This is a genomic window from Thermus oshimai DSM 12092 (assembly GCF_000373145.1).
GTDB classification, from domain to species: Bacteria; Deinococcota; Deinococci; order Deinococcales; family Thermaceae; genus Thermus; species Thermus oshimai.
Genome location: NZ_KB890603.1, coordinates 234,567 through 254,717 on the forward strand (window position 1 = coordinate 234,567; position 20,151 = coordinate 254,717).

A 20,151-nucleotide genomic window follows, 5' to 3' on the forward strand; every position below is an offset into this window, starting at 1 on the left:
TCCTTCTGGGGCCCCCGCCGAGGCGGACGCTTCGGCGGGGTGCGCCTTTAGAGGTCCAGGTAGACCACCTCTCCTTCCACCCGCACGGGGAAGACCTTCACCGGCCGGGGGGCGGGCAGGGTGCCCCGGCCGGTCCTCAGGTCAAACCGCGCCCCGTGCCGGGGGCAGACGATGGCCCCCTCCTCCACCTCCCCCTCGTGCAGGGGGCCGTCGTCGTGGGTGCAGAGGTCCTCCAGGGCGAAGACCTCCTCCCCCGTGTGGAGGAGGAGGATGGGCCGCTTGTGCTCGGGCCGACGCACCACCAGGCGGCCTTCGCGGAACTCGGAGAGCCGGGCCACAGGGGTCCACATAACCACCCTTTAGAAGCGCACCTTCTCCTCGATCACCGCCTCCAGGTGGGCCCTCAGGGCCTTCAAGGGGATGCGGGAGAGGACATCCCCCAGGTGGGCCTTCACCAGAAGCTCCTGGGCCAGGGCCTTGGGCAGGCCCCGGGACTGGAGGTAGAAGAGCTGCATCTCGTCCACGGGGGCGGTGGTGCTCCCGTGGGTGCAGCGCACGTCGTTGGCCCCGATCTCCAGCTGGGGGATGGAGTCCACCCGGGCGGTGGGGGAGAGGAGGAGGTTGCGGTTGGCCTGGTAGGCGTCCGTCTTCTGGGCCCCCTTCTCCAGGCGGATGAGGCCGGAGAAGACCGCGCGGGCGTCGTCCTTCACCGCGCCCTTGTAGAGGAGGTCGGAGCGGGTGTGGTGGGCCACGTGGTGCTGGAGGGTGTAGTGGTCAAACTGCTGGTCCCCGTGGGCGAAGTAAAGCCCCAGCATCTCGCTTTCCGCCCCCGGGCCCAAAAGCTCCGAGGCCACCTCGCTCCGGGCGTACCGCCCCCCCAGGTTCGCCACCAGGTCGTTGAGCCCCGCGTCCCGCTCCAGAAGGGCCCTTTGCCGGTGGAAGTGCCAGACCCCGTGGCCGAAGGTCTCCACGTGGGCGTGGCGGAGCCTAGACCCTGGGCGGAGGAGCATCTCCGTGGCGGAGAGGTGCAGGGTGGGGGGGAGGTCCTCCGAGAGGTACTCCTCAATGTAGGCGGCCTTGGCGTTGTCCTCCAGGACGATGAGGGTCCGGCCCGCGGAGGCCACGCCCCCCTCTAGGTACTTGAAGACCCCTAGGGGCCGGTCCACCTCCAGCCCCGCGGGCACGTAGAGGAAGGCCCCGTGAGTGAAGAAGGCGGCGTTTTGGGCCGCGAACTTGTCCTCGGTGAACACCGCCTGGAAAAGGGCCCCCTCCACCTTCTCGGGATGGGTTTTCAAGGCCTCGGCCAGGGAGGTGAAGACCAGGCCCTTCTCCTTGAGCTCCTCCGGGACCTCGGCGTAGACCAGATCCGGCCCCACGAAGACCAGGAAGGCGGCGGCGTCCGTCTTCTCCAGCCGCCTTTTCACCGCCTCGGGGAGCTCGTCCCGGGAGAGCTTGAGCCCCTGGGGGGCCTCGAGGGCCGCCTCCAAGGGGGCCTCGGAGAGGTCGGTGTACCGCCAGGCCTCGTCCTTGCGGGAAGGGTAGGGGAGGCGGTGGAAGGCCTCCAGGGCCTTTAGCCTCGCCTCCAGAAGCCACTTGGGCTCGTTAAGCCTTTGGGAAAGGGTTTCTAGGGCGCTTTTGTCCAGAACCTGCATGCTGCCTCCAGAAGAGCCCCCGCCCCCAAGGGGGCGGGGGAAAGGGGGCCTTTAGCCCACCGAGCCCTCCATCTCCAGCTCAATGAGCTTGTTGAGCTCCACCGCGTACTCCAGAGGGAGCTCCTTGGCGATGGGCTCGATGAAGCCCCGGACGATCAGGGCCGCGGCCTCGTCCTCCTTGAGGCCCCGGGTCTGCAGGTAGAAGATCTGCTCGTCGTTGATCTTGGAGACCGTGGCCTCGTGGCCCACGTGGGCGGTTTCCTCCTGGATCTCGATGTAGGGGTAGGTGTCCGTGCGGCTTTCCTCGTCGATGAGGAGGGCGTCGCACTCCACGTTCACCTTGGCGTGGCGGGCCCCCTCCATAACCTTCACCAGCCCCCGGTAGCTGGCCCGGCCCTCCCCCTTGGAGATGCTCTTGGACACGATGGTGCCCGAGGTGTGGGGGGCGGCCAGGATGATCTTCCCCCCGGTGTCCTGGTGCTGGCCCGTCTTGGCGAAGGCGATGGAGAGGATCTCCGTGCGGGCCCCCGGCTCCAGGAGGTAGCTGGAGGGGTACTTCATGGTGACCTTGGAGCCCAGGTTCCCGTCCACCCACTCGTGGAAGGCCTCCCCGTAGACCAGGGCCCGCTGGGTCACCAGGTTGTACATGTTGGTGGACCAGTTCTGGATGGTGGTGTAGCGGCTCCTGGCCCCCCGCTTCACCACGATCTCGATGACCCCGGTGTGGAGGCTCTCGGTGGAGTACATGGGGGCGGTGCACCCCTCGATGTAGTGCACCTCGGCCCCTTCGTCCACGATGATGAGGGTGCGCTCAAACTGGCCGAACTCGGGGGTGTTCACCCGGAAGTAGGCCTGCAAGGGGAGCTCCACCTTGACCCCGGGGGGGATGTAGACGAAGGAACCCCCGGACCAGGCGGCGGAGTTCAGGGCGGCGAACTTGTTGTCCTCGGGGGGGACCACCTTGGCGAAGTACTCGCGGAAGAGGTCCTCGTACTTCTTCATCCCCTCCTCGATGGCCACGAAGATGACCCCTTGCCGCTCCAGCTCCTCCTTCACCCGGTGGTAGACCATCTCCGAGTCGTACTGGGCCCCCACCCCGGCCAGGACCTTGCGCTCCGCCTCGGGGATGCCGAGCCTTTCGTAGGTCCTGCGGATCTCCTCCGGGATCTCCTCCCAGCTTTTGGCGTCCCGCACCTCCGCGGGCTTCACGTAGTAGACCAGGTCCTCCAGGTCCAGCCCCGAGAGGTCCGGGCCCCAGGTGGGCATGGGCTTCTTCTGGAAGATCTCAAAGGCCCGGAGGCGGAACTTCAGCATCCACTCGGGCTCGCCCTTGTGGTAGCTGATGGCCTCGATGACCTTCTTGGTGAGGCCCCGCTCGGCCACGTACACGGGGCGGATCTCGTCCACGAAGTGGTACTTGTACTCCTCCCCGATGCTCTTAAGCTCCAGCTCGCTCATGCCCCCTCCTTGACCTTCTCCCTAAGCCACTCGTACCCCTTGGCCTCGAGCTCCAGGGCCAGCTCGGGGCCGCCCTCGGCCACCACCCGGCCGTCCATCATCACGTGGACCCGGTCGGGGACGATGTAGTTGAGAAGGCGCTGGTAGTGGGTGATGACCAGGGCCCCGAAGTTGGGTCCCCGCATGGCGTTCACCCCCCGGGCCACCACCTTTAGCGCGTCGATGTCCAGCCCCGAGTCCGTCTCGTCCAGGACCGCGTAGGTGGGCTCGAGGACCAGAAGCTGCAGGATCTCGTTCCGCTTCTTCTCCCCGCCGGAGAAGCCCTCGTTGAGGTAACGGGAGAGGTAGCTCTCGTCCCAGTCCAAAAGCTCCAGGGCCCGCTTCACCTTGGTCCAGAACTCCGCCACCCCCACCTCCCGCCCCAGCCGGGCCTGCAGGGCCAGGCGCAGGAAGTTGGCGATGGTCACCCCGGGGACCTCCACCGGGTACTGGAAGGCCAGGAAGAGCCCCTTGCGGGCCCTTTCGTCCGGGGAGAGCTCCAGGATGTTCTCCCCGTCCAACAGGATCTCCCCCCGCTCCACCGTGTACTCGGGGTCGCCGGCCAGGATCTTGCCCAGGGTGCTCTTCCCCGCCCCGTTGGGGCCCATAAGGGCGTGGACCTGGCCTTTGGGCACCACCAGGTTCACCCCTTTGAGGATGGTCTCGCCGTCAATGGAAGCCCAGAGATCGCGGATTTCCAGCTGGTTCATGCCCATCTGCCTCCTCGGGGCCGCCCTAGTTGCGACCCACTTGCAATAAGAGTATAGCCCCCTGCCCCAAGAAAGTCTAGTGATTTAGTCAGGATTTGCCAGGGCGAAGCCCAGGGCCTCGGGGAGGGCCAGGGGGCCTTGGGGAAGCCGCGCCTTGAGCTCCGGGCAGAAGCGGCCCAGGGCCCGGCCCAGCTGGAAGCGGAAGGGGCGGGGAAGGCCCCCTTGGGCGGCCTCCCGCACCTTGGCCCAGGCGGCCTCCCGTTCCCCCAGGCCCAGGAGGGCCAGGACCTCCACCGCCCGGGCCTGGGCCCAGAGGCCAGGGTCCTCCAGGGGGGGGAGGGCCACCACCTGGGCCAGGGCCTCCCCGTAGGCCCCCTTGCGGGCCAGGATCTCCGCGTAGCCCAGCCGGGCCTGGGCCCGGAGGTAGGGGTTTTCCAGGCCCAGGAAGGGCCTTAGGAGGCCAAGCCCCTCCTCGGGGGGGAGGAGGAGGGCGAGGAGGCTGGCCGTGTCCAGCCTGAGGGCGGTGTACCGGTCCGTGGCCTCCTCGGGGATGGCGGTGAGGAGGGCCTCTAGGAGCCTTCCCGCCTCCTCCGCCCTAAGCCCCCCCAGGAAGGGCGGGCGGTAGGGCTGGCCCGCCTCCAGGAGGAGGTAGGCCGCCCCCAGGCGGAAGAGGGTGCGCAGGTGGCGGTAGCGGGCCTCCTTGGGCCTTTCCGAGGTGGTGCGGAAGTAGCGCTCCGCGGCCTCCAGGTAGGCCAGGGCCTCAAAAGGCCGGCCCCGGGCGGCCTCCAGGATCCCGGCCTCGCTTTCCACCCGGGCCCGGGTGAAGGGGTCTTCCGCCTCGGAGAGGGCCTGGAGGAGGGCCTTTTCCGCCTCCTCGTAAAGCCCAAGCCGCCTGAGGAGCGTCCCGTAGCGGGCCCGGACCCGGGCCACCTCGTCCTTGGGGGCCCCGGCCTCTTCCAGGGCCTTCAGGCCCTCCTCCATGCGGGCCTTGGCCTCGAGGCGCCCCAGGCGCATGAGGAGGTCCCCCATCTGGTAGCGGGCCCGCCCCAGGAGAAGGGGGTCGTGCCCCACCTTTTCCAGGGCGGCCAGGGCCTCCTCGTAGCGGCCCAGGTCCTTGGCCACCAGGCCCCGCCAAAGCTGCACCCGGTCCTTTAGGAAAGGGGCCACGGGGAGGCGTTCCGCGGCCTCCGCGTAGGAGGCCGCCCGTTCGTAGTCCCCCTTCCAGCGCTCCACCGCGGCCATGACGAGAAGCCCCTCCGCCCGCCCCGTCTCGTCCAGGAGGTTCAGGTCTTCCAAGGGGGGCAGGAGCTCCTCCGCCTCCTTGTAAAGCGCCGCGTCCGCCTTGGCCTCCGCGGCCTTGATGCGGGCCCAGGCCCTTAGGGCCGGGTTTTCCGCCTCCCTCAGGACCGAAAGGGCCTCCTCCGCCTCGGGGTGGGCGTACTGGCCCAGGACCGCCCGGTAGCGCACCACCACCGCGGCCAGGGCCTCCCGGGCCTCCTTGGGCCAGGTTTGGGCCTCCACCCAGAGGCCGGGGAGGAGGGCGAGCCGGGCGGGGTCTTCCTCCAAAGCCCTAAGGAGCTCCGCCCAGGCCCCCCCCTTGCGGGCGTGGTAGAGGCGGCGGAAGAGGTTCTCCTCCGGGAAGAAGCTCAGGGCCAGGAGGTGGAGTTCCTTGGGGGCCTCCTCGGGGAGGAGGCTCCGAAGCGCGGGGCGCACCAGCCCATCCCCCACCCACTCCAGAAGGGCCCGCTCCGCCTGGGAGAGCTTTTCCAGGGGGCGGCCCAAGGCCTTTTCCAGCAGCGCCGCGGGGAAGGCGGGGTCGGCCTCGGGGCTGAAGGCGGCGAGGGCCAGGAGGAGGGGCCTCAGGGCCGGGTCTTCCTGGAGGGGGGTCTTGGGGTCGTGCTTGGCGGCCTCCAGGAGCACCAGCCGGGAAAGCTCCCCGAAGTTCCGCCCCGCCTGGTTCACCAGGGCCTCCACCCGCTCGGGGGGCAGGTGGGGAAGCCGTTCCCGCACGAAGCGCCGGGCCTCCTCCCGGCTCGGGGGGGAGAGGGGCTGGTAGGGGAGGGTGGGGGGGGGCTCGGAGAGGGCGGCCAGGTAGGGGATCCTCAGGGCCTTGAGGAAAGGCTCCAGCCAGGCGGAAAGCCCCTTCTGCACCCCGTCGGGACCCCTTAGGGGGAGGCCCTCCAGGCTGCCCTCCGCCTCCGCCCGGAGGAGAAGGGGCCGGCCCGCGCGGTTCAGGCCCTGGGCCAGGGCCTGGAGCACCTCCCCCTGCAGGGCCCCCTGGAGGAGGTAGGGCTGGGTGGGGGAGAGCTGGGAGAGGAGGCCCTGGACCTCCACCCCTAAGGCCTCCGCCAGGGGGATGAGGGCCTGGGCCAGCTCCCCCCCCAGGTTGAGGAAAAAGGGCTCCTCCGGCAGGGCGGAAAGGGCCCTTTGCACCGCGGAGAGGAGCACCCCCTTCCCCGTGGCCGGCCCCCCCACCACCACCAGTTGGGGCCGGCCCCCAAGCTCCAGCTCCCTCAAGAAGCGGCGGAAGATGCGCCTTTTGTCCCGCCCGAGGGCGCGGCGGGCGCTTTCCAGGAAGAGCTCCCCCGGGGGGGGTGGGGGCTTCAGGCCCACCTCCCGGTAGAGGTCGGCCAGGAGGCCGTAAAGCCTTTCCTTTTCCTCCAGGCTCCCCAGGTCCTTGTAGAGGATGTTCCGCACCGTCCCCGCCCGGCCCCCCCGCTCGCTCATGAGGGCCTCGAGCCAGCGCAGGGAGCCCCGTTTCCCCCGGTGGTCCTTCCCCTTGAGGTAGGGGCGGAGGTCCTCCAGGTAGCGCAGCCAGGGTGTAGGTTCCGAAGACCTGGATGTCATCTTGCCTACACTGTAGCAAAGGCTTTGCTAGAACGCTATATCAAGGTGTAAAGAAAGCCGCCCCTTGGGGCGGCTTCCATGCCTTGGAGGGTGCTCAGTGCACGGGCTCGTTGAACTGGGCCTCCTCGGTGGAGCCCTTCAGGGCCAGGGTGGAGGCCTCCCCCTGGGTGAGGGCCAGGACCACCTCGTCAAAGTAGCCCGCCCCCACCTCCCGCTGGTGCTTCACCGCGGTGAAGCCCTGGGCCTGGGCCAGGAACTCCTTCTCCTGGAGCTCCACAAAGGCCGGCATCCCCCGGGCCTTGTACCCCTTGGCCAGCTCCCAGGTGTAGTAGTTCAGGGTGTGCCAGCCCGCCAGGGTGATGAACTGGAACTTGTAGCCCATGGCCCCCAGCTCCCGGTTGAACTTGGCGATGGTCTCCTCGTCCAGGAACTTCTTCCAGTTGAAGGAGGGGGAGAGGTTGTAGGCCAAAAGCTTGTCCGGGAACTCCCGCTTCACGGCCTCGGCGAACCTCCTCGCCTCCTCCAGGTCGGGTTTGGAGGTCTCCATCCAGAGCACGTCCGCGTAGGGGGCGTAGGCCAGGGCGCGGGCGATCCCCGCCTCGATCCCGTTCTTCACCCGGTAAAAGCCCTCGGGGGTGCGCTCCCCTTTCAGGATGAAGGGCCGGTCCCGCTCGTCGATGCCGCTGGTGATGAGGGTGGCGGCCTCCGCGTCGGTGCGGGCGATGATCACCGTGGGCACGCCCATGATGTCCGCGGCCAGGCGGGCGGCCTGGAGGGTGCGGATGTGCTGGGCGGTGGGCACCAGGACCTTCCCCCCCAGGTGGCCGCACTTCTTCTCGCTGGCCAGCTGGTCCTCGTAGTGGATCCCCGCGGCCCCGGCCTCGATCATGGCCCGGGTGAGCTCAAAGACGTTTAAGGCGCCTCCGAAGCCCGCCTCCGCGTCGGCCACGATGGGCACGTACCAGTCCCGGGTCACCTTGCCCTCGGAGCGCTCGATCATGTCCGCCCGCATGAGGGCGTTGTTGATCCGCTTCACGATTTGGGGCACGGAGTTGGCCGGGTAGAGGGACTGGTCGGGGTAGGTCTGCCAGGCCAGGTTGGCGTCCGCGGCCACCTGCCAGCCGGAAAGGTAGATGGCCTCGAGGCCCGCCCGCACCATCTCCACCGCCATGGCCCCGGTGTAGGCCCCGAAGGTGTGCACGTAGGGCCTTTCGTGGAGGAGCTGCCAGAGCTTCTCCGCTCCTCGCTTGGCCAGGGTGTACTCCACCTGGACGGAGGGGCGGAGCCGCACCACGTCCTCCGCGGTGTAGTCCCGCCTCACCCCCTTCCAGCGGGGGTTTTCCGCCCACTCCTTCTTCAGGGCCTCGGCTTCCTTCTGCATCTCCGGGGAGAGCACCTTCAGGGGTTCCATGCCTCCACCTCCCAAGACCCAGTTTGGGCTGGGCGGGGTTTTGGTGTAGGGTGTAAAGCCCAGCCTCCCACACGGCGGGGGAGTGTGAAGGCAAAAGAGTTACACAAAAAGGCCCGGCCCTAGCCCCGGGCCTGCTGGGCGGCGATGAGGAGGGGGTCCCACACGGGGCTGAAGGGGGGGGCGTAGGCCAGGTCCAGCCCCATGAGGTCCTCCACCGTGCCCTTTTGGTGGAGGAGGGCCGCCAGGACGTCTATGCGCTTCACCGCCTGGCCCCGGCCCACCACCGCCCCGCCCAGGAGGCGGCCCGTCCCCTCCTCGTACACGAGCTCCACCCAAAGGGGGGCGTGCTCGGGCCAGTAGTGGGCGCTGTCCTCCGCGCGGATGAAGACCTTCTTCGCCCGGAAGCCCTCGGAAAGGGCCCGCTCCAGGGAAAGCCCGGTGGTGGCCACCCCCAGCCCGAAGACCTTGAAGACCGCGGTCCCCACCACCCCGGCGAAGCGGGCCTCCTTGCCGGCGATGACCGCCCCCGCGGTGCGCCCGTGCTTGTTGGCCACGTCCCCCAAGGGGAGCCAGTAGGGCCTCCCTAGGAGGAGGTGGCGGCTTTCCGCCACGTCCCCCGCGGCGTAGACCCCTTCTAGGTTCGTCCGCATCCGCTCGTCCGTGGCGATGGCCCCCGTGGGCCCCAGGGCCACCCCCATGGCCTGGGCTAAGGCGGTGTTGGGCCGCACCCCCACCGCCAGGAGCACGAGATCCGCGGGCACCACCCCTTCCGTGGTCTCCACCGCCTCCACCCGGCCCGCCCCCCGGAGGGCCAGGGCCCGGACCCCCGTCCAGACCTCCACCCCGTGCCGGGAGAGCTCCTCCCGCACCAGGGCGCTCACCTCCGGGTCCCACTGGGGGAGGGGGCGGTCTTGGGCCTCCAGGAGGGTCACCTCCAGGCCCCGCTTGCGGAAGGCCTCCGCCACCTCGAGGCCGATGTACCCCGCCCCCAGGATGGCGGCCCTTTTTGCCCCCTTCAGGGCCTCGAGGAGGGCCGCCCCGTCCTCCATGCTCCTTAGGGTGTAGACCCCTTCCTGCTCCACCCCGGGCACGGGAGGGACCACGGGCCTCGCCCCCGTGGCCAGGACCAGGTGGTCAAACCGCTCCTGGAAGGTGCGCCCCTCCTCGTGGCTGTAGACCGTGAGGGTGCGCAAGGCGTAGTCCACGTCCACCACCTCGTGCCGGGGATAGACCAGGACCCCCCCCTTGCGGAAGGCCTCGGGGGTGCGGGCCACCAGGGCCTCCAGGCTCGGGATCTCCCCCGAAAGCACATAGGGCAGGCCGCAGGCCCCGTAGGACACCCAGCCGGACTTCTCGTAGACCACCACCTCCAGCTCGGGGTTTTCCCGCTTGGCCTTGGCCGCGGCGGAAGCCCCTCCCGCCACGCCCCCCACCACCACTAGACGCGTACCCATGGGGGTATTCTCCCATACCCCCAGGGGGGCGGATGTCCCTAAGTGCCCTTGCGGTGAACAGTCCCCACCAGCCTTAGAGGAAAGCGCGCACCGGGCTCCTCCTCTGGGGCCCCCGCCGAAGCTTTCGCTTCGGCGGGGTACCTAAAGGGGCAGGGCCTCCACGAACCGGGTCTCCATGGCCTCGATGTACTGGGCGGGGTTCACCTTCTTCCGTTCGGGGTGCTCGTAGTAGGCCTTTTCCGCCTCCTCAAAGTTCTCGTGGGCCACGAACCACAAGAACTCCCTTTCCGAAAGCCAGTAGGCCCCGAGCACCTTAAACCCCAAAGCCCGCCTCAAGGGGACGATGACCCCCAAGAAGACCTCCTGGAAGGCCTCCTTGGCCCCCTCCTTCAGGGTGTAGCGGCGCATCTGCACCATGGGCCCAGTTTAGCCCCTTTAGGTTTTCTTAATCCTGGGCCGAAGTTTCCCTTGACAACCGGGGGCCTTCCCTTTAGAATCCCCATTGGATGCTGACGGTTCCAAGGCCCTGCCGCTGCATCCCCCACCCGGGGGGAAACCGCTGGAAACCCTCGCGGGGGTACAGTCCCAAAGGGCCGGAATCCAGCAGGAGGTGAATGGAGCTATGAAGGGAAAGAGGTTCTTCGTCTTGGCCACGGCCGCTGCCCTGGCCCTGCTCTTTGCGGGTTGCGGCCAGCAGGGCGGCACAGGGGGCGGCGGTACCGGGGACGGTGCCGTGACCTCCGTGGGCATTGCCCCTACCTATAACGACGGTGTCCTCTCGGGCATTGCCCAGGTGAAGATCACGGTCAACGAAGGGGCACGCATTCAGCGCATCGTCCTTAAGGTGGACGGCCAGGAGGTATCCCGCATCACCAGCCAGGGCCTGCGCCCCCAGGCGGTGGAGTACACCCTCACCTTTGACACCGCCGCCTACGACCCGAACACCCTCCAGCCCAAGTTCCCCAACGGCCAGCGCACCCTGAGCGCCGAGGTTACCGACGTCCAGGGCAACACCAAGACGGCCTCCATCCAGGCCACCTTCCAGAACCAGGACCGGGTGGTGGGCCTCACCGTCTCCCAGACGGACAACCCCAACGCCCCCGTGACCGTGGGGAACACTAAGTGGTACGGGAACGGGAACGTCACGGTTTCCGTCGGGATCGTGAGCTACAGCGGGGCCACCTACAGCCTCCAGGGGAACGGCCCCTCCTTCAACCTCGTGGCGAGCGGTGGCACCACGGGCCAGCTCTCGGGGTACAAGGTAGTGGTAACACCTCCTGTTGCCAGTGGCTCCCCTGTGACTGGGCAGCCCGCCGTACTCTTTGCTAAGAGCGCTAACCTTACTATCAGCGAGGAGGTTACTGTAGAGGTCCAAGACAACAACAGCAACGTTGTTGTCCAGACTTCTTTTGGTCTGGATAACGTTGCTCCTGACATCTCTTCTGCCACGGTGCAGGTGCGCCGTCCTCTGCTTGACAAGGACTTCGTTGGCTTGTCCGGAACCCAGCAAATTGCTGGTTCCACGCTCTTCCGTGGCAGTGGGGCTAACGACGGCACTGCTGGCGTAGGCGGCATCACCTACAAGGTTCGCTTTAACGTCGGCTCCAACAACATTGATAAGGATCTTCCTGATGCCCCAAGCGCCGGTGTGACCTGGGCCAGCTTGGGTCTGACTGCTGGCATTCCCTACAACGTTGGTGTCATCGCTGCTTCGGATGCTCTTGGCAACACCAGTAATCAGCCTTTCCCCTCCACCCCCCCCACCGTCCAGCAAGAGGACCGCACCCTTACTGTGAACGCCAACTTCGGCCCGGGCGGAACCGCGAACACCTTTGACATCATCAACATCAACGTCGGCGGCAACCCTGTGGGGTCCTTGACCTACTACGTTTTGATCCCCGCTACCTCGGGCAAGTTCGTTTTGGTGGTAAAGGACGATCAAAGCAACAGTGGTTCCAACGATAGCATTACTAACATCATTGTTGCTAACGGTGCCCGGTACCGTCTCCTGGCGGTGGATCAGGCTGGGAACTTCGGCTTCGTGGACCAGCCCTCGGGTGTGAGCTACTCCACCGGTTCCACCGACACCACCCCGCCCAGCGTGACGGTGACCCTGCCCTCCACGCCCCCGAGCAACAGTACTAGCTTCACCGTTTCGGGTACCGCCAGCGACAACGTGGCTTTGTATGGCAATGGTGTGGGCATCTACCTGCTCCAGGCCGTGGCCGGGGGCGCGGAGTACTACCTTGATGGTCCGACCCCTACTACTGTCGGGAGCAACAACCAGTACTCTGCATCTGTTACCGCCCCCAACTACGCCGCTACCCTGGGTGTGGTGGTAGGCGCCATCGACACCGGTGGCAACCCTGCCTTCGCCACCGGCACCGTCCAGGTGAAGTAGCTCCGTTGGGCTTGTTTCCGGGGGGGCCTTCAGGCCCCTCCGGGGCTTTTATAATGGGCTCCATGCGCACCGCCGAGATCCGGGAAGCCTACCTCTCCTTTTTTGAGGAAAAGGGCCACCTGCGCCTGCCCTCCTTCAGCCTGGTGCCGGAGAACGACCCCTCCCTCCTCTTCACCTCCGCCGGGATGGCCCCCCTAAAGCCCTACTTCCTGGGGGAACGCCCCATCTTCGGGGGCAAGGAGTGGCGGCGGGTCACCACCTGCCAGGAGTGCCTAAGGGTGGGGGACATTGAGAACGTGGGGCGCACCGCCCGGCACAACACCTACTTTGAGATGCTGGGCAACTTCTCCTTCGGGGACTACTTCAAGAAGGAGGCCATCCTCTGGGCCTGGGAGTTCCTCACGGAGCGCCTCCGTTTGGACCCGAACCGGCTTTGGGTCACGGTCTTCCAGGACGACGACGAGGCCTACGCCATCTGGCGCGACCTGGTGGGGGTTCCCGAAGAAAGGATCGGCCGCTTCGGGGAGGAGGAGAACTACTGGCCGGGGGGGGCCATCACCCATGGGCCGAACGGGCCTAGTGGCCCCTGTTCGGAGATCTTCTACGACCGGGGCCCCGAGTTCGGCACCCCGGACGAGACCGGCCCCAACACGGGGAGTGGGGACCGGTTCGTGGAGGTCTGGAACCTGGTCTTCACCCAGTACGACCGCCAGGGGCCCATCCCGGGGCCCGGGATCCTGAAGCCCCTCCCCCAGAAGAACATCGACACCGGCATGGGCCTTTACCGCATGGCGGCCATCCTCCAGGGGGTGGAGGACTTCTACCGCACGGACACCTTCTTCCCCCTCATAGAAGAGGTGGTGCGCTTAAGCGGCCGCCCCTACGAGGGGAAGGCCTCCGTGCCCCACCGGGTCATCGCCGACCACATCCGAGCGGTGGTGGCGGCCCTTTCCGACGGGGTGACCTTCTCCAATACGGGGCGGGGCTACGTGGTGCGCCGCCTCCTCCGCCGGGCCCTGCGCTACGGCTACCTCCTGGGGCTTTCCGAGCCCTTCCTCCACCGCCTCGCGCCCTTGGTGGCGGAGCTCCTTGGGGACTTCTACCCGGAGATGCGGGAGCACCTGGAGGCCACGGTGCGCCAGGTGCGGCTGGAGGAGGAGCGCTTCCTGGAGACCCTGGAGGGGGGCCTGAAGCGGCTAGAGACCCTCCTTTCCGGCCTGAAGCCGGGGGAGGTGCTTCCGGGAAGGGAGGCCTTCCGCCTTTACGACACCTACGGCTTCCCCTTGGACCTCACGGTGGAGATCGCCGCCGAAAGGGGCTTCGGGGTGGACACCGAGGGCTTCCAGAAGGCCATGGCCGAGCAGCAGGAGCGCTCGAGGGCCCACATGGCCTTTGAACGGGAGATCTTCAAGCGGAGCGCGGAGGCCCTGGAGGAGCTCTACGCGGAGCGGGGGGCCACGGAGTTTCTGGGCTACACCACCCTGGAGGGGGAGGGGGAGGTCCTCCTCCTCCTGGCCGGGGACCAGGCCCTTTCCGAGGCCGGCCCCGGCACGGAGGTCCAGGTGGTCTTGGACCGCACCCCCTTCTACGCGGAAGGGGGCGGGCAGATCGGGGACTTTGGCCTTTTGGAGTGGACAGGCGGCCGGGCCCGGGTGGAGACCGTGCACAAGACGGAGAAGGGCCTCTTCCTCCACCGGGCTAAGGTGGAGGAGGGGGTCCTCCGGGTAGGCGAGAAGGTGCGGGCGGTGGTGGACCCCAAACGGCGGGACACGGAGCGCCACCACACCGCCACCCACCTCCTCCACGCCGCCCTACGGGCCGTGCTCGGCCCCCACGTGCGCCAGGCGGGGAGCCTGGTGGCCCCCGATAGGCTCCGCTTTGACTTCACCCACCCCGAGGCCCTGACCCCGGAGGAGCTTGAGCGGATAGAGCTTTTGGTGAACCGCTGGATCATGGCGGACTTCCCCGTGACCTGGCGCTACCTCCCCCTGGAGGAGGCCAGGCGGGAGGGGGCCATGGCCCTCTTCGGGGAGAAGTACGGGGAGGTGGTGCGGGTGGTGACCGTGGAGGGGAGCCCCTCCAAGGAGCTCTGCGGGGGCACCCACGTGCGCCGCACGGGGGAGATCGGGGCCTTCCTCATCGCCCGGGAGGAGGCGGTCTCCGCGGGGGTCAGGCGGATCGAGGCCGTGGCCGGGGAGGCGGCCCTCCGTTTCGCCCGCGGGGCCTTGAACCGGCTGAAGGCCCTCTCCGAGCGCCTCGAGGTGGGGGAGGCCGCCCTGGAGGAGCGCCTGGAAAAGCTCATGGCCGAGCTCAAGGCCAAGGAGAAGGAGGTCCAAAGCCTACGGGCCCGGCTGGTGCGGGCGGAGCTTAGGGAGGGGGTGGCCCTGAAGGAGAAGGGGGGCCTCCGGTATGGGGGGGCGGAGCTCCCGGGGCTGGACGGGTCTGCGCTCCGCCAGGCGGCGGACGACCTGGTGGCGAGGGGGGCGGACGTGGCCCTGGTCCTCTCCGGGGGGCAGGCGGTGCTGAAGCTCTCCGAACGGGCGCGGGAAAGGGGCCTCGAGGCCGGCGCCCTCTTCCGGGCCCTCGCGGAGCGGGCGGGGGGCCGGGGGGGCGGGAAGGGCGCTTTGGCCCAGGGGGCGGGGCTGGACCCGGAAAAGGCCTTGAAGGCGTTGGAGGACCTCCTCTAATACCCCGGCGCGGTAAACTGGGGGCATGCTCCTGGGTTTCCTGGCGGCCCTCCTCTCCTGGGCCCTCTTCGGCCTGACCCTGGCCCGCTACACCCGGCGCCCCTCCTGGCACAACGCCCTCTACAGCCTGGGCCTCTTTCTCTTCGCCCTGGCGGTTTCCGCGGAGCTCCTGGCCAAGCTCCAGGGGGCCTGGACCCCCTTCCTCTACCGCCTCTGGTACCTCACGGGGGCCATGCACGGGGTGACCTTCCTGGGCCTGGGGAGCCTGGCCCTCCTGAACCCGAGGGCGGCGCGGGGGCTTCTCCTCCTTCTCCTTCCCCTCGTCCTCTACGGCCTCTTCTTGGTCCTCACCGCCCCCCTGGACCTCGCCCGCCTGCCCGCGCCCTACGCCCCCTCGGGGGCGGCCTTCCCGCCCCCCGGCCTCACCTCCCCCAGGCTCTGGACCATCCCCTTTAACCTCCTGGGCACCCTCCTCATGGCCGGGGTGGCCCTCTACACCACGGCCCTCTTCTGGCGGAAAAACCCCTTACGGGCCCAGGGGACAGCCTTGGTCTTCCTCGCCGCCTTGGTCCTGGCCTCCACCAGCACCCTCAACCGCTTCGGGGTGGTGGGCCTGGAGGAGCTGGGCCGGGCCCTGGGGGTGGGCCTCCTCTTCCTGGGGGTGGTCCTGGCGGACCGGAGCGTTCGGTATGCGGGTGGGCGCGCTTGACGTGGGCCGGGCCAGGATCGGCCTCGCGGTGGGGGAGGAGGGGCGGCCCTTCGCCTTCGGCCGGGGGTATTTGGTGCGGCAAGGGCTGGAGAGGGATGTGGAGGCCCTTTTGGACTTCGTGCGCCGGGAGGGCCTGGCAAGGCTCGTGGTGGGCCTTCCCTTGCGCACCGACGGGACCATGAGCGAGGAGGCCCAGGGGGTTTTGGCCCTGGTGGAGGCCTTGAGGGCCCGGGGGGTGGAGGTGGTGCTGGTGGACGAGCGCTACACCACCAAGCTGGCGGAGCGCCGTCTTAGGGAGGCCCCGAGGCGCCTCAAGCGGGACAAGGGCAAGCTGGACGAGATGGCCGCGGTGGTGCTCCTGGAGGATTACCTTGCGGGAGGGGCCTAGGGCGTGGCTCTGGCGGGGGGTGGTGGGGCTTTTCCTCACCTTCCTCCTCCTGCTCCTCTACGCCCTTTGGCTTTTGGGCCCCACGGGGAAGGAGGCCCTGGTGCGCGTCCCCAAAGGGGCCACGGCCCAGGAGGTGGCCCGGACGCTGGAGGAGGCCGGGCTCGTCCGCTCCGCCTACCCCTTCTCCGCCTACCTGCGCTTTTCCGGCAAAGCGCGGAAGCTCGTCCCCGGGGTTTACCGGCTTAGGGGGGAAGGGGCCTTCCGCCTGGCCCGGGCCCTCACCGGGGGGGTGAGGCCCCTCACGGTGACCCTCACCTTCCCCGAGGGCCTCCGCGCCCAGGACTACGCCCGGCGGCTTCAGGAGGCGGGGCTGCCCGGGGAGGCCTTCTTGAGGCTGGTGGAAGACCCAGGGCCCCTCAAGCCCCCGTTTGTGGAGGGGCGGGGCCTCGAGGGCTACCTCTTCCCCGCCACCTACACCTTTGACCTCCTCGCCACCCCCGAGGAGCTGGTCCGGGCCATGCTGGACCGCTTCCGGATGGAGCTCACCCCCGAGGTGGAGGAGGCCCTAGGGCGCCTCGGGCTTTCCGTCCACGCCTGGGTGACCCTGGCCTCCATCGTCCAGCAGGAGGCGGGGGCTGAAGCGGAGATGCCCTACATCGCCGGGGTCTTCCTGAACCGCCTGGAACGGGGCATGCCCCTCCAGGCGGACCCCACCGTGGCCTACGCCCTGGGTAAGCCCCTCCCCGCCCTGGACCGGAAGGCGGGGGACTTCGCCGTGGACTCCCCCTACAACACCTACCGCTACAAGGGCCTCCCCCCGGGGCCCATCGCCAACCCCGGCCGGGCGGCCCTCCGGGCGGTCTTAAGCCCCAAGCGCCAGGACGAAGGGGGCCGCCCCTACCTCTACTTCTTCCACGCCCAGGGGCGGCTTTTCCTCAACGCGGACTTTGAGGGCCACCTCCGCGACCTGGCCCTACACCGCTAATCCTCCGAGCGGAGAAGCCGGAGCTGGGCGTAGGCGAAGAAGAGGGTGAGGAGGAGGATGACCACGGTGACCGCCGCGGCGTAGCCCAGGCGGAAGTTCTCAAACCCCGCCTCGTACAGGTAGTAGCCCAGGACCCGGGTGGCCCCGAAAGGCCCCCCCCGGGTGAGGAGGAAGACGGCGCTGTAGGACTGGAGGGCGAGGACCGTCCCCACCACCACCAAGAAGGCCAGGGCGGGCCGGAGGAGGGGCAGGGTCACGTAGCGGAAGGCCTCAAAGGGCCCCGCCCCGTCCACGTAGGCCGCCTCCAGGAGGGTCTTGGGGATGGCCTTGAGCCGGGCGGAGGCCACCAGCACCCCGTAGCCCAGATGCCGCCAGAGGGTGAAGAGGACCACCACCGCCAGGGCCCAGAACCCCTCCCGGTCCCAGGGGGGGACGGGGAGGAACTGGGCCAGGGCCCCGTACTCCGGGGTGAAGAGGGTGTACCAGCTCAAGGTGGCCCCCCCCAGGGTGACCAGCCCCGGCAGGAAGAGGAGGCTTTTGGCCAGGCGCTCGTAGGGCGCCCCCTCCAGGGCCAGGGCCAGGGCCACGGAAAGCCCCACGAAGAGGGGGAGGGCGAGGAGCATGAACTTCAGGGTGACCCAGAGGCTGCCCCAAAAGGCGGGGTCCTGGAGGAGGTGGGCGTAGTTCTTAAGCCCCACGGGCTTGGGCTCGGAAAGCCCGGACCACTCCCAGGTGGAGAAGCGGAGGACATCCAAGAAGGGGTAGAGGACGAAAAGCCCCAAGGTCCCCAAGGCGGGGAGGGAAAAGAGGATGAGGGGAAGGCGCCGCCTCCAGGGTTTGCCCATGGCTTAGAAGAGGTAGAGGAGGCTTAGGCGGAAGGGGTAGCGGTCGGAGAAGGCGGCCTCCAGGGCCAGGGGCTCGAGGTAGAGCCTGAGGCCGAGGCCGTAGGCCAGGTGGAGCCTTCCCTCGTACCCAAGCCCAAGCCGGGCGGAAAGGGCCCCGCCGGGGATCTCCAGGCTGAAGAGGGGCCCCAGGTGGGCCCCGAAGGGGTAGCGGAGGTCCAGCCCCACCCCCAAGGAGGCGTAGAGGCTTTCCACCACCAGCCCGGGGAAGAGGTTGGCCTTGAAGAGGGCTTCCCCTTGGGGGTTCTGGTCCAAAAGGACCTCCAGGTCCAGCCCCGTGTCCAGGCCCAGGGGGCTGAAGGGCAGGAGCAGCCCCCCCTGGAGGTAGACCCCCCGGTCGGGGGCGTACCCCAGACCGAAGGCGGTTTCGGGGTAGGCGGGGGTCTGGGCCAGGGCCAGGGCGAAGAGGAGGAGGGCACCGAAAAGCCGCTTCATATCCCCCCCATCCTACCAGAGGCCGTAGAATACCCCCCATGGTGCCCTTTGCCCTCGAGGCTGCTCCTGGGCTTGTGCCCCTCCGGGAGCTCCCCCTTCTCGTCCTGGTGGGCCTCACCGGGGTGGGGAAGAGCACCCTGGTGGAGGCCCTAGGCTTTCCCCGCCTCCCCGACCGGCGGGCGCTGGTGGACCTCTATGTCCTCCCCCGCTACGGGGCGAAGCCCCCCATCCCCCGGGAGGAGCGCTTCCGCCTCACCCGCCGCTTCCGGGAGGAGTTCCCAGGGGGGGTGGCCCAGGTCCTGGCCCAGGGGTACGCCCCCCCCACCCGGCCCCTCCTCTTTGACGGCCTGAGGGGGGAAAGGGAGGTGGCCTACGCCCTGGAGGCCCTCCCCAAGGCCCTGTTCGTGGTCCTTCACGCCCGGGAGGCCACCCGCCTAAAGCGCCTCCTCACCCGGAGGGACGCCTTTGACCGGGTGGAGCTTGCCCCCGAGGAGGCCGAGCGCCTCCGGGCTCTGGCGGAAGGGGTCTTGGCCCCGGAGGAGCTGGAGGAGGCCCTGGCCCTGGCCCCCCTGGAGGAGGTCTTGGCCAAGCTCAAGATCGTGGCCGAGGAGAAGCGGAACTACGACCCGGAAGGCCCCCTTCGCCTCCTAAAGGGCCACCCCCGGGCCCTCCTTCTGGACACGGAAAGGCTCAGCCTGGAGGAGGAGGTCCAGGCGGTGCGGGCTTTCCTAGGCCTTTAGACCCCGAAGCCGTCTGCCCTTTGCTTCTCCACCGGGAGCCCCGTGGCCCCGTGGAAGGCCTCCACTTCCTCCAGGAAGCGGCGGAAGAGGTAGAGGGCGTCGTGGGGGCCGGGGGCGGCTTCCGGGTGGTACTGCACGGAGAAGACGGGGTAGCGCACGTGGGTCATGCCCTCCAGGGTCCCGTCGTTCAGGTTCACGTGGGTGGGCTTGAAGTCCTTGAGGGAGTCGATGTCCACCGCGTAGCCGTGGTTCTGGCTGGTGATCTCAATCTTGCCCGTCTGCAGGTTCTTCACCGGGTGGTTGGCCCCGCGGTGGCCGAACTTCATCTTGTAGGTGCGCCCCCCCGCGGCCAGGGCCAGAAGCTGGTGCCCCAGGCAGATGCCGAAGGTGGGGAGGAGGCCCATGAGCTTCCAGATGGTCTCGTGGGCGTAGCGGGGCATGGAGGGGTCCCCGGGGCCGTTGGAGATGAAAAGGCCGTGGGGCTCGAGGGCCATGATCTGGCTGGCCGGGGTCTTGCCCGGCACCACGATGATCTCAAAGCCTTGGGCCGCCAGGTTCTCCACGATGGCGTGCTTGATGCCGAAGTCCATGACCACGATGCGCCGCCCGGTTTTCAGGGTGGGCCAGGCGTAGGGGAGGGGGGTGGTGACCTCGGGGGTCATGTCCCGCCCGTCGATGTCCCGCCAGGCCCGGGCCTCCTCCTTTAGGGCCCCAAGCTCCTCCTCCGTGAAGGCGTGGTCGGGGGCGCCGTAGAGGCTCGCGTGGGCGATGACCCCCTTTAGGACCCCCCCTTCCCGGATCTTCCGCACCAGGGCCCGGGTGTCGATGCCCTCCAGGCCCACCACCCCGTAGAACTCCATGAACTCCTGCAGGGTCTGCTGGGCGCGGGGGCTCGAGGCCACCCGGCTGAACTCCTTGGCCACGAAGCCCCGCACCCAGGGGCGGTTGGACTGCATGTCGTAGACGTTCACCCCGTAGTTCCCCTGGTGGGGGTAGGTCATGACCACGATCTGCCCGTGGTAGCTGGGGTCGGTCATGATCTCCTGGTAGCCCGTCTGGGCGGTGTTGAAGACCACTTCCCCCACCGTCTTCCCCCGGGCCCCGAAGGCGTAGCCGTGGTAGACGGTGCCGTCTTCCAGCACCAAAACCGCGCGCTCCTTTAGTCCTGCCATTCTTCCTCCGTTAGCCCTGCCAAGAGACCGGTAGGGGCTCTCCCCGGGCTACATGTAGGCGGGCCCAACCTTCCAGGGCCGCCTGGGGGTTCTCTTCGCATCCCCGAAGGGGGAAGCCCCGGGGTTTTCCCGTGGTAGGGCTCCTCGTCCTGCAAAGGCTC

Annotated in this window: 17 protein-coding genes; 6 read left to right on the forward strand and 11 right to left on the reverse strand. The window is 68.5% G+C overall.

Annotation, left to right across the window (positions count from 1 at the left end):
- Positions 1–47 precede the first annotated feature (47 nt).
- The 8 genes from B043_RS0103590 to B043_RS0103625 all read right to left on the reverse strand — a co-directional run bounded on the left by B043_RS0103590 (position 48) and on the right by B043_RS0103625 (position 9,988).
- A complete protein-coding gene (locus B043_RS0103590; RefSeq protein WP_016328393.1) occupies positions 48–350 on the reverse strand; it encodes a Rieske (2Fe-2S) protein in 303 nt (100 codons plus the stop codon).
- 9 nt (positions 351–359) lie between these two features.
- On the reverse strand, positions 360–1,652 hold the full coding sequence (sufD, locus tag B043_RS0103595) for a Fe-S cluster assembly protein SufD (RefSeq protein ID WP_018460967.1): 1,293 nt from the start codon (positions 1,650–1,652) through the stop codon (positions 360–362).
- 51 nt (positions 1,653–1,703) lie between these two features.
- Positions 1,704–3,110 (reverse strand): Fe-S cluster assembly protein SufB, encoded by a 1,407-nt coding sequence (gene sufB / locus B043_RS0103600; RefSeq protein ID WP_018460968.1) that lies wholly within the window; start codon positions 3,108–3,110, stop codon positions 1,704–1,706.
- Positions 3,107–3,859 carry a Fe-S cluster assembly ATPase SufC gene (gene sufC, locus B043_RS0103605; protein WP_026234110.1) on the reverse strand — a complete coding sequence of 251 codons (753 nt, stop codon included), beginning with the start codon at positions 3,857–3,859 and terminating at the stop codon, positions 3,107–3,109. Before sufC ends, sufB begins: the two co-directional genes overlap by 4 nt.
- Positions 3,860–3,943: 84 nt before the next feature.
- A complete protein-coding gene (locus tag B043_RS0103610; protein WP_018460970.1) occupies positions 3,944–6,706 on the reverse strand; it encodes a tetratricopeptide repeat protein in 2,763 nt (920 codons plus the stop codon).
- Between the two features lie 94 nt (positions 6,707–6,800).
- A complete protein-coding gene (gene aceA, locus B043_RS0103615) occupies positions 6,801–8,117 on the reverse strand; it encodes an isocitrate lyase (RefSeq protein WP_018460971.1) in 1,317 nt (438 codons plus the stop codon).
- Positions 8,118–8,236: 119 nt separating this feature from the next.
- Positions 8,237–9,571 carry an FAD-dependent oxidoreductase gene (locus tag B043_RS0103620; protein WP_026234111.1) on the reverse strand — a complete coding sequence of 445 codons (1,335 nt, stop codon included), beginning with the start codon at positions 9,569–9,571 and terminating at the stop codon, positions 8,237–8,239.
- A 141-nt stretch (positions 9,572–9,712) separates the two neighbouring features.
- Entirely contained in the window at positions 9,713–9,988 is a 276-nt protein-coding gene (locus B043_RS0103625) for an NIPSNAP family protein (RefSeq protein ID WP_018460973.1), read from the reverse strand.
- Positions 9,989–10,193: 205 nt separating this feature from the next.
- On the opposite strand from B043_RS0103625, the gene B043_RS0103630 reads away from it, so the two are divergent.
- The 5 genes from B043_RS0103630 to mltG all read left to right on the forward strand — a co-directional run bounded on the left by B043_RS0103630 (position 10,194) and on the right by mltG (position 16,741).
- Positions 10,194–11,972, forward strand: coding sequence for a hypothetical protein (locus B043_RS0103630; RefSeq protein ID WP_018460974.1), 1,779 nt, complete (start codon positions 10,194–10,196; stop codon positions 11,970–11,972).
- Between the two features lie 62 nt (positions 11,973–12,034).
- On the forward strand, positions 12,035–14,659 hold the full coding sequence (gene alaS, locus B043_RS0103635) for an alanine--tRNA ligase (RefSeq protein ID WP_018460975.1): 2,625 nt from the start codon (positions 12,035–12,037) through the stop codon (positions 14,657–14,659).
- A 25-nt stretch (positions 14,660–14,684) separates the two neighbouring features.
- Positions 14,685–15,368: a hypothetical protein gene (locus B043_RS0103640; RefSeq protein ID WP_018460976.1), complete on the forward strand. Its 684-nt coding sequence runs from the start codon at positions 14,685–14,687 to the stop codon at positions 15,366–15,368.
- Positions 15,349–15,756 (forward strand): Holliday junction resolvase RuvX, encoded by a 408-nt coding sequence (gene ruvX / locus B043_RS0103645; protein WP_016328403.1) that lies wholly within the window; start codon positions 15,349–15,351, stop codon positions 15,754–15,756. The genes B043_RS0103640 and ruvX overlap by 20 nt, the downstream gene beginning before the upstream one ends.
- The gene (gene mltG / locus B043_RS0103650; protein ID WP_018460977.1) at positions 15,740–16,741 is read left to right on the forward strand and encodes an endolytic transglycosylase MltG; all 1,002 of its coding nucleotides are present in this window, start codon (positions 15,740–15,742) and stop codon (positions 16,739–16,741) included. Before ruvX ends, mltG begins: the two co-directional genes overlap by 17 nt.
- Here the strand turns inward: mltG and B043_RS0103655 are convergent.
- Entirely contained in the window at positions 16,738–17,586 is an 849-nt protein-coding gene (locus tag B043_RS0103655; protein ID WP_018460978.1) for a carbohydrate ABC transporter permease, read from the reverse strand. The genes mltG and B043_RS0103655 overlap by 4 nt on opposite strands.
- 3 nt (positions 17,587–17,589) lie before the next feature.
- Entirely contained in the window at positions 17,590–18,078 is a 489-nt protein-coding gene (locus tag B043_RS0103660) for a hypothetical protein (protein WP_018460979.1), read from the reverse strand.
- A 38-nt stretch (positions 18,079–18,116) separates the two neighbouring features.
- On the opposite strand from B043_RS0103660, the gene B043_RS0103665 reads away from it, so the two are divergent.
- The gene (locus B043_RS0103665; protein ID WP_018460980.1) at positions 18,117–18,818 is read left to right on the forward strand and encodes a DEAD/DEAH box helicase family protein; all 702 of its coding nucleotides are present in this window, start codon (positions 18,117–18,119) and stop codon (positions 18,816–18,818) included.
- Here B043_RS0103665 and carA read toward each other — a convergent pair.
- Positions 18,815–19,990 (reverse strand): glutamine-hydrolyzing carbamoyl-phosphate synthase small subunit, encoded by a 1,176-nt coding sequence (gene carA, locus B043_RS0103670; protein ID WP_018460981.1) that lies wholly within the window; start codon positions 19,988–19,990, stop codon positions 18,815–18,817. The genes B043_RS0103665 and carA overlap by 4 nt on opposite strands.
- Positions 19,991–20,151: the final 161 nt, after the last annotated feature.